13 protein-coding genes are annotated in these 8,802 nt (G+C 64.1%); all 13 read right to left on the reverse strand.

Translation table 11 applies throughout. From position 1 onward, the window contains the following. On the reverse strand, window positions 1-176 hold a 176-nt coding region (locus HMPREF9538_RS30250; RefSeq protein WP_009485646.1), incomplete at its 3' end, for an ATP-binding cassette domain-containing protein. Between the two features lie 8 nt (window positions 177-184). After that, a complete protein-coding gene (locus tag HMPREF9538_RS09005; RefSeq protein ID WP_009485647.1) occupies window positions 185-862 on the reverse strand; it encodes an energy-coupling factor ABC transporter transmembrane protein in 678 nt (225 codons plus the stop codon). Then, a complete protein-coding gene (locus HMPREF9538_RS09000; RefSeq protein ID WP_002915619.1) occupies window positions 849-1,130 on the reverse strand; it encodes an energy-coupling factor ABC transporter substrate-binding protein in 282 nt (93 codons plus the stop codon). The genes HMPREF9538_RS09005 and HMPREF9538_RS09000 overlap by 14 nt, the downstream gene beginning before the upstream one ends. Window position 1,131: 1 nt before the next feature. Next, window positions 1,132-1,869 (reverse strand): cobalt ECF transporter S component CbiM, encoded by a 738-nt coding sequence (gene cbiM / locus HMPREF9538_RS08995; RefSeq protein WP_002915621.1) that lies wholly within the window; start codon window positions 1,867-1,869, stop codon window positions 1,132-1,134. Beyond that, entirely contained in the window at window positions 1,869-2,579 is a 711-nt protein-coding gene (locus HMPREF9538_RS08990; protein WP_009485648.1) for a cobalt-factor II C(20)-methyltransferase, read from the reverse strand. The genes cbiM and HMPREF9538_RS08990 overlap by 1 nt, the downstream gene beginning before the upstream one ends. Then, window positions 2,576-3,370, reverse strand: a complete 795-nt coding sequence (cbiK, locus tag HMPREF9538_RS08985; protein ID WP_004174588.1) for a sirohydrochlorin cobaltochelatase — start codon at window positions 3,368-3,370, stop codon at window positions 2,576-2,578. Before cbiK ends, HMPREF9538_RS08990 begins: the two co-directional genes overlap by 4 nt. 10 nt (window positions 3,371-3,380) lie before the next feature. Further along, a complete protein-coding gene (locus HMPREF9538_RS08980) occupies window positions 3,381-4,166 on the reverse strand; it encodes a cobalt-precorrin-6A reductase (protein ID WP_009485649.1) in 786 nt (261 codons plus the stop codon). Next, window positions 4,163-4,888: a precorrin-3B C(17)-methyltransferase gene (locus HMPREF9538_RS08975; protein WP_004143930.1), complete on the reverse strand. Its 726-nt coding sequence runs from the start codon at window positions 4,886-4,888 to the stop codon at window positions 4,163-4,165. The genes HMPREF9538_RS08980 and HMPREF9538_RS08975 overlap by 4 nt, the downstream gene beginning before the upstream one ends. Then, the gene (gene cbiG, locus HMPREF9538_RS08970) at window positions 4,888-5,943 is read right to left on the reverse strand and encodes a cobalt-precorrin 5A hydrolase (protein ID WP_004900263.1); all 1,056 of its coding nucleotides are present in this window, start codon (window positions 5,941-5,943) and stop codon (window positions 4,888-4,890) included. Before cbiG ends, HMPREF9538_RS08975 begins: the two co-directional genes overlap by 1 nt. After that, window positions 5,924-6,697: a cobalt-precorrin-4 methyltransferase gene (locus tag HMPREF9538_RS08965; RefSeq protein ID WP_009485650.1), complete on the reverse strand. Its 774-nt coding sequence runs from the start codon at window positions 6,695-6,697 to the stop codon at window positions 5,924-5,926. Before HMPREF9538_RS08965 ends, cbiG begins: the two co-directional genes overlap by 20 nt. Continuing rightward, complete coding sequence (locus HMPREF9538_RS08960; RefSeq protein ID WP_002915684.1) at window positions 6,690-7,259, reverse strand: decarboxylating cobalt-precorrin-6B (C(15))-methyltransferase; 570 nt, start codon at window positions 7,257-7,259, stop codon at window positions 6,690-6,692. Before HMPREF9538_RS08960 ends, HMPREF9538_RS08965 begins: the two co-directional genes overlap by 8 nt. Then, a complete protein-coding gene (locus tag HMPREF9538_RS08955; RefSeq protein ID WP_004174583.1) occupies window positions 7,249-7,854 on the reverse strand; it encodes a cobalt-precorrin-7 (C(5))-methyltransferase in 606 nt (201 codons plus the stop codon). Before HMPREF9538_RS08955 ends, HMPREF9538_RS08960 begins: the two co-directional genes overlap by 11 nt. Beyond that, on the reverse strand, window positions 7,848-8,802 hold a 955-nt coding region (gene cbiD / locus HMPREF9538_RS08950; RefSeq protein ID WP_009485651.1), incomplete at its 5' end, for a cobalt-precorrin-5B (C(1))-methyltransferase CbiD. The genes HMPREF9538_RS08955 and cbiD, both read right to left, overlap by 7 nt.

Consider the following 8,802-nt stretch of genomic DNA (forward strand, 5'->3'; position numbering starts at 1 on the left):
CCCCCCCCCCCGGGGGGGGGGGGCGGGGGGCCGCTCAGGTTCATAAACAGCGTCGACTTTCCGCAGCCGTTGGCCCCCACCAGGCCGGTCACCGCATGGCGGGAAAAATCCAGCGTCAGCCCTTTAAGTACCGGCTCATCCTGATAGCGAAACCAGAGATCGGTTGTGGCAAGCATACTTATCCTTAGAGGTGAAAATCACCCTGGTACAATTTGATATCCAGCGCCGTGCTCATCTGCTGATAGCGCAGGAGGACGCGGGTGAACAGCAGTCCCACCAGCATCGCCAGCGAGCGATAGCCCTGCGGCACGCTACCATAGCCAAAACGCAGGGTTTGCGCGCGGTGAATCGCCATCGCCTCGTCCAACAGAATAAAAATGAAGCGCCAGGTCAGCAGGATCTGCTCCGTCAACAGCCGCGGTACGCGACCGCGCTTGAGCAAGATAATCAGCTGTGGGAAAGGCAGATTAAGCACCAGCCAGAGCGTGGCCGCCATCGCTGCCAGGCTGCGCCAGAAGGTCTCCCCGGCCACGGCCAGCCCCTGGGCGGAAATCCCTATCGAGAAAGCGCCCAGCCGCAAGCTCGCTAACAGCATCTGCGGGTCGCGGCTAACGCTGAACAGAATGGTCAGCACGCCGACCAGCAAAAAGCCAAAGGGTAGCGCCATCCAGCGGCACCAGCGCCAGAATGAGACCCGCAGCAGCCAGCAGGTCAGCGCGGCGGTCAGCGCCAGCGTCAGCGCCTGGCCCCACGCCGGCAGCGTAAAGGCCAGCGCCATCAGCAGTAGCCAGAGCAGAAACTTCCGCTCTGGCGCCACCTGCAACCAGCGGCTCTGGTAGCTGAGTCGGTCAAACCCGGTCATCACGGCGCTGTCTGCCCCTCGCATATCCGAGAATGTAAAAAATCACCGCCGCGCCAAGCGAGCCCTGCAGGGTAAACAGCAGACTCTCAATCTCGCCGCTCGCCGGTTCATATAGCGGCTGGAACCAGGGTTGATAATCCGGCGCCACCACCTGGATCTGGCTCTCCGCTTCGCCGTCCGAGCCGCCAAACTCGCCGCCGTGGTTAATAAAAAATGGCAGGATCATCAGGGCGGCCACCATCGCCAACAGGATCAGGGTCTTTTTCATATTAATGTGCCTCCGCGGCGATCAGTCGCCGTTTGGTTAGCTGATCGTAGATCATCACGGTGAGCAAGCCTTCCGCGATGGCGATCGGGATCTGCGTCAGGCAGAAGATGCCCATAAACTTGGCGATCGATCCGCCTGCCCCGGTTGCCGGATCGGGAAAAGCCACCCCGAGCTGGACGGAGGTGACAAAGTAGGTCATCAGATCCGCCAGCATGGCGCAGAGAAAGACCCCGACATCGCGACGGATCCCCGCCCGACAGGCCAGCTTCCACACCAGATAGCCGACCATCGGGCCGATCACCGCCATCGACATCCCGTTGGCGCCAAGGGTGGTCAGGCCGCCATGCGCCAGCAGCAGCGCCTGGAACAGCAGAACGATCGCCCCCAGCACCGCCACCACGCCCGGCCCGAAGAGGATCACCGCCAGACCGACGCCGGTCGGGTGCGAGCAGCTGCCGGTCACCGACGGGATCTTCAGCGCCGAAAGAACAAAAATAAACGCCCCGCAGAGGGCCAGCAGCACCTTCTGATTGCTCTCTTCCTGAACGATACGCCGCAGGCGCACCAGGCCGTACCACAGGCAGGGTAAAAACAGCAGCCACCACGCCAGCGCCCACATCGGCGGCAAAAAGCCCTCCATGATATGCATGGCGAACGCCTCCTGCGGGACGATGATCAGCAGAACAGCGGCCGCCAGCCCCCCATACGAAAGCTGCTTCAGCGATTTCACCTGATTCATTACGCCTCCTCCCACTGTTTGTTAACCAGGATGGTCGAGAAATAGGGCAGCGGCTGGTCATCGCTGACCTCGCGCAGACGGCGCCAGCACTGCTCGCCCGGCAGGGTGGCCTCTGACATCATCAGCGCCGCATCCAGCAGCCCCGCCTGCGCCAGCAGCGCCTTAATGCGGGCGAAGCGGCCGTAGACTTTCATCAGCACCAGACTGTCATGCTGGCGCAGCGCCGCGGCAATGTCCGCTTCCGGCGCGGTGCAGGAGATCACCGCCAGCGACTGCTGCTCCATGGCCAGCGGGGTTTTCGCCCGCGCGGCAATGGCGGCGAAGGAGGTAACGCCAGGGACAATCTCCAGCCACTCCGGGCAGCCAATCCGCTGCAGCAGAAAGACCCAGGTGCTGAACAACATGGCGTCGCCGAGGGTGATAAACCCGACCTGCCTGCCCGCCGCCACCTCCTGGGCCAGCGCCGCGGCAACGTCGTTCCACACCGCCTCTTTTTCCGCGCTGTCGGTGCTCATCGGAAAATGGCAGCAGCGGACCTCCGTGTGTGCGCCCAGGTACTCGCGTACGATGGAGAGCGCCAGGCTGTCGCCGCCTTTGCGGCCGGCTGGCGCATACAGCACATCCAGCTGGCCGAGGATCCGCGCCGCACGCACGGTGATCAGATCGGCCGCCCCCGGCCCGCTGCTCAGGGCGTATAGTTTGCCGCTCATGCTGCTTTCTCCATCGTGTCGTTCAGCGCCTGCTGCAGATGGGCGACAAACATCGCCCGCACCGCCGGATTCTCCCCTAACCCGTTAAGCCACGGCGTGGCGGGGATACCGGCGGCATTGAAGCGGGTTTTCCACGAATCGTCTTCGTCGGAGGCCATATCATTAATGGCATGATCGCCGGCCACCAGCATCAGCGGCATCAGATGCACGCCGGTCACGCCCTGGCGGGAGAGTTCGTTAATGACGATGTCCACTTCGGGATAGCTTTCCACCGCCCCCACCCGCGCCGGAAAACCCTGCACCGCCATCATATGATCCAGACAGGCGTAGGCCGCGAAGGCGTGGTGGCTGGCGCCGTGCCCCATAAACACCACTCGCTCCGTCGCCGCCAGCGGCGGCATCTGCTGGCGCAGGGCCTGCATCAGCTGCACATAATCGCCATGACCGCTCAACAGCGGCGCGCCCAGCGTCAGACGCTGAAAGCGCGGGCGCATGCTCTGCACTTCGCGAACGATCTTCTCGTACTCGTCGCCGTTGATAATGTGCAGGGACTGGATCGCCACATCCTGGTATCCCTGCTCGGCCAGCTTTTGCAGAGCCTGCAGCGGAGTATCGATATGAATACCGTCGCGCTGCTGCAGTTTGCGAATAATCATCCCCGAGGTGAAGGCGCGGAACAGCGTGCGGTCCGGGCAGCTGGCGGCCAGATCGCGCTCGCAGGCGGCGATGTTCTTCTCGCGGGTGTCGTGATAGCTGGTGCCAAAGCTCACCACCAGAAGTGCTTTTTTCATATCCTCTTCCTCAAGTCGCCGACAGCCAGCGCGTCAACCGCGTAGTGAAATCGGCCTGGCTTTGCAGTAGTTCATCGCCCGTCACCAGCGGCGCCGGACGGGTAATGACGATGCAGGGGATCCCCGCATCAAGACAGGGTTGTACTTTTTCCTGATAGCCTCCTTCCGCCCCCGAGGCTTTCGTCACCACAACATCGGCCCGGCACTGGCGATAAAAGGCGGCGTTAAATTCGGCGCTGAACGGCCCGCAGAGGGCGAAGATCTCCCCGACGCCAAACCCCAGATCGCTACAGTGCTGAACCACCTCCGGCACCGGCAGCACCCGGGCGAGCAGCGTTTTCTCCGCCAGTCCCGCCCGCCAGGCCGCCAGATCTTTGCTGCCGGTGGTCAGCAGGATCCGCTCGCCGAAGCGACGAGCCACCGCGCAGGCCTCGTTCAGATCGCCGACCACGTGAAGTAGCGGATGGCGCAGATCGCTCAGCTGCTCCGGCCTTTGATAGCGGCTGAGCAGAACCCCGACGCTAGCGCAGGCGCGCACAATATTCTGGCTGACCACCTCGGCGTAGGGGTGAGAGGCATCGATCACCCAGCGGGTGCGCTGCGCTCTGAGCCACTCCGCCATCTGCTGCCACTCCATGCGCCCGCAGCGTATCTGCCCGCGGATATCGCCGGCCAGCCGCTCGCCGGTAGGGGTCGCCACCGACAGGGTGTAGCGCACGTCGGCGGCGTCCAGCTGCTGGCAGATCGCCCGCGCATCGCTGGTGCCCCCGATAACCAGCACGTCGCCGTGATTCACAGCGCGTAGCCTCGCGGGGTGATCATCAGGCCGTTGTCGATGTAAGTCGCTTTGTTGCCAACGATCACCAGACTGGTCATATCCACTGGGGCAAAATCCATCTCCCCGAGGGTGGTCAGCCATTTCTCCTGCTTTTTGCGTCCGGCGGATTTGACTACGCCGACCGGCGTATCTGCGCTTTTACTGGCCGCCAGCAGCGCAAAGGCGCGCGCCAGATGTCCTTCGCGGCCGCGGCTGCGGGGGTTGTAGAAACAGATAACGAAGTCCGCTTCCCCGGCGGCGACTATGCGTTTTTCAATCACCGGCCAGGGCGTCAGCAGATCGCTAAGGCTGATATGGCAGAAATCATGCATCAGCGGCGCGCCGAGCAGCGAGGCGGCGGCGATACTGGCCGTCATCCCTGGGATCAGACGGACCTCAATGTCCAGCTGCTGCTTATTAACCAGCTCCAGCACCAGCCCCGCCATGCCGTAGATGCCGGCGTCGCCGCTGCTGATCAGCGCAACGTTGTGCCCGGCCTGCGCCAGCTCGATGGCCGCCTGGCAGCGCTCAATCTCTTTGCACATGCCGGTTTTGATCACCTGCTTGTCGCCGGTAAAGGCTTTTACCAGGTGGGTGTAGGTCTTGTAGCCCACCACGATCTCTGCCGCCTGCAGGGCCTCCACGGCTTCCATGGTCATCATCGCCTGCGAGCCAGGGCCAATTCCGATTACGCTTAACATCAGTGTGTTACTCCCAAAGTAATGGTCACGCCCTGCTCACGCAGGGTTTCGCCGGACAGGTTTCCCTGACTCAGCAGCCAGGCCACCGGGCCGGAGACGCTGCCGACGCCGACCGTCTCCCGGACAAAAGACGAGGCCGGAAAGCGGTGCTCGTGCTCGCGCAGCGCCTCGGCGCTGAAGGTTTCGAACGGCACCCGGCAGCGGTGAGCCAGCTGGCGCAACCCCGGCTCGTTTGCCTTCAGGCTCACGCTGCCGATCGCTTTCAGCGCCAGCGGGTCAAGACGCTGAGCGGCAAGCTGGCGATCCAGCAACGTACTGAGCAGCGCGCAGGGGGTGTCGCGCCGACAGCCGATCCCCGCCACCACCCGCTGGGGCACCAGCTTCCAGTGAGGCACCGGCAGCGGCGGCAGCGACCGGCGCAGGGTGACGCAGATCAGGGCGTCGAGCGCCGGCAAGCGCGCCAGGTCGCTTACCGGGATAAACCCGCGCTGGTCGCAGCGGCTTAGCGCCCCGGTAAATTCGCCGTCGCACCACAGCCCCACCCGCTTACCGCTCACCAGCATCTGGTTAACGGTTTTCACCGCCGCGCGAAAATCGGTCATCCGGGCGTTCAGCTGGAAGGCCAGCGTGTCGAGGGCGGCCAGCTCGTTGACGTCGGTGGCGGTGGTGATCACCGGGTCGGCGTCGAGCATCCCGGCGAGATAGCGGGTCAGCGCATTGGCCCCCCCGGCATGGCCGGAGAGCAAGCTGATGACGTGCCGGGCGCGCTCATCAATCACCACCACCGCCGGGTCGCTGAGCTTGTCATTCACCAGCGGGGCCAGCACCCGCACGGCAATCCCGGTGGCGCCGATAAAAATCAGCGCCGAGAAGCTGCTGAACGCCTCGCGGGCAGCGCTGGCAAAGCCGCCGTTGAAGGGGATAAACCCCTCTTCCTGCAGCGCTTCGCTGGTGTAACAGGTAAGCGGCAGCATGGCCGCCAGCCGTTTTGCCAGCCGCACGCCGCCGGGCGTCAGGCAAAACAGGGCAATGGATTCAGGCTTTACGGTATTCATGGCTAAAATCCGCTGCGTACAGTTTTGAGTAGTGATACTCATCGCCGAGGAAGGGGCCGACCAGGATCAGCGCCGTTTTGCGGATCCCGGCGTCGCGTACTTTGTCGCAGATGTCCGCGAGGGTACCGCGGACGGTCTGGCTTTCCGGCCAGGTGGCCTTGTAGATCACCGCGACCGGGGTGGTCGCGGGGTAGCCGCCCTCCACCAGCCGCTCCGCCACCCGGTGAATACGTTGCACCGACAGGTAAATCGCCATCGAGGTTTGATGGCTGGCAAAGGCTTCCAGCTGTTCGCGCGCGGGAACCGGCGTGCGCCCTTCCAGACGGGTAATAATCAGACTCTGCGAGACTTCGGGTACCGTGTACTCCACCCCCAGCTCCGCCGCCGCGCCGAGGAAAGCGCTGACGCCCGGCACCACCTGCCAGCGGATCCCGCGGCGGGTCAGCTCTTCGCCCTGCTCGCGCACCGAGCCATATAGCGATACGTCGCCCGTCTGCAGACGCACCACCGTTTTTCCCGCCTTCACCCCCGCCTCCATCAGGTCGAGGATCTGCTCCAGATGCAGCGCGGCGCTGTCGTGGCACTCCGCCTGTGGCGGACAGTAGGCCAGTAGCTCGGTGTTGATCAGCGACCCGGCGTAGATCACTACCTGCGCCTGCTGTAGCAGACGGTAGCCTTTGAGAGTAATCAGTTCGCGATCGCCTGGACCGGCGCCGACGAACCACACGCAATGGGGATCAAAAGTCTCAGCCATGGTTTTCTTCCTTCTGACAGGCGATGACAAAAACGGGATTATGGGGTTTGAAGTAGTGGCCGCTGCCCAGGGTAGCCAGGGTGGAGACCGCCAGCTGCTGGCAGTCCACCTCGTGGATGCCGCTCTGCCGCAGGTGCGCCAGGGCGCTATGAAGGTTTTCCTGCAAAATAAAAGTCATCACCAGCCGGCCGCCAGGATGCAGCTGCGCCAGCGACCAGTCGATCAGCGCCGTCAGGTGGCCGCCGCTGCCCCCCATAAAGATCGCGTCGGCTTTGTCGGCGACCGCCAGCGGCGCAACGCCCGCCACGATAGCGATGTTGTCGCAGCCAAAGCGCTGCCGGTTCTCCGCCAGCAGGCGCAGCGCGTCGGCCTGACGCTCAATCGCCGTCACCCGCAGCGCCGGGTTCTGTAGAGCAGCCTCAATGCTGACGCTGCCGGTGCCCGCGCCGATATCAATCAGATGGCGCGCCCGGTGCAGCTCCAGCTTCGCCAGCGCCAGCGCGCGCACGGCCTCTTTGGTCATCGGCACCTGGGCGCCGCGCAAAAACAGCTCATCTTTCATCGAGGATCACCACCGCATTCATCTCATATTCGTCCTCCACGGCGCTGACCGGCAGCCAGTGGATCCGCTCGTTTTCCATCGCCAGGTTCTCGCCTATCACCATCCAGCGATGGCCTTTGCCGCGGGCCATCAGCTGGGCGGCTATCTCCCGCGGTCCGCAGCGGCCGTCGGTCACCATGGCGACTTTCCGGTGGGCGGCCAGAGCATCGAAGCTCACCGCCCGGCCATGGCTGCTGGTCAGCCACATATCGTTCATGTCGATGCCCGCCCGGGCGCAGAGGTACTGCACCGCGCTGATGCCGGGGATCACCTGCACTCGTTCCCGGCCAAAATGGGCAATCAGCCGGGTGCCAATGCCATAGAACAGCGGGTCGCCAGAGGCCAGCACCACGACGCGGCGCCCGGTACGGGCCTCAATCCACGCCAGCAGCGCCGGCATATCGGCCCCCAGCGCGAAGCGCTCGCCGGCGAAGTCGGGAAACTGCTGGAGATGGCGGCTGCCGCCCACCAGCGCCTCAGCGGCGGCGATTGCCTCGCGCGCGGCCGGGATCAGCCACTGCAGCCCCGCCGGGCCCATTCCCACGACCGTCAACATGTCAGCTCCCGGGCAATCGCCTCCAGCGGACGGCTGCTGCCCAGTACCTGGTTATCAAAAGAAAACAGAACCGCGTCGCAGGTGGGCGGTTGCTGAGTGAAGCGCAGCATCTCAAGAACACGCTGGCAGATTCGCTCAGCCAGATGGTTATAGAGGCGCTGGTATCCCCAGGCGTCGATATGCTCCATTGCCGCTTCGGTAGTGTCGCACTCGCTGACCAGCGTCAGCAGCGGCAGCGGCGCGCCAAGCAGCGCCAGATGAGCGACGAGAGTTTCCATCCGCGCATCGGCGATATGGCTGTGGGTATGAAAGATCCCGGCGGCGATTTTGATCAGTTTGCCGGGATGGCCAATGAGCACAATCTGGCGGAAACCGAGCCGAACCGCCTCTTCAATCATGTAGCCGACGAAGTTGCTCATGGTGACCACCATCTGCGGGTCGATGCCCATCTGCTCGCGGACAAAGCGCTCACCGTGGTTGCCCGGCACCAGCACCACGCGCTCCAGCCCGGCGGCGCGTTTTATCTCCAGCTCGAGGGAGAGCGAGCGCTTCCAGCTCTCTTCCGACATCGGGGTAACGATCCCCGTGGTGCCGATAATCGAGATCCCGCCGAGGATCCCCAGCCGGGCGTTATAGGTTTTTTGCGCGCGAAGTACGCCTTCCGGAGCAAAAATCTCCACCTGCGCGCCGCGGGTAGGACCTATCGCTTCGCGCACGGCGGTCTCGATGGTGTGCCGCGGAGTGCGGTTTATCGCCGGGCTGCCTGTCGGCAGGCCGATCCCTTTGCGGGTCACCGTGCCGATACCCTCCCCGCCCTGCAGGCTAATCTCTCCGCTGTCATTGAGGGTGACCCGGGCAAAAATCAGCATGCCGTGGGTGGCGTCGACATCATCGCCGCCGTCTTTACGGATCGCCGCGGCCCCCCCCCGCCCCCCCCCGCGCGGGGGG

This window comes from Klebsiella sp. MS 92-3, assembly GCF_000195655.1.
Lineage (GTDB): Bacteria > Pseudomonadota > Gammaproteobacteria > Enterobacterales > Enterobacteriaceae > Klebsiella > Klebsiella pneumoniae.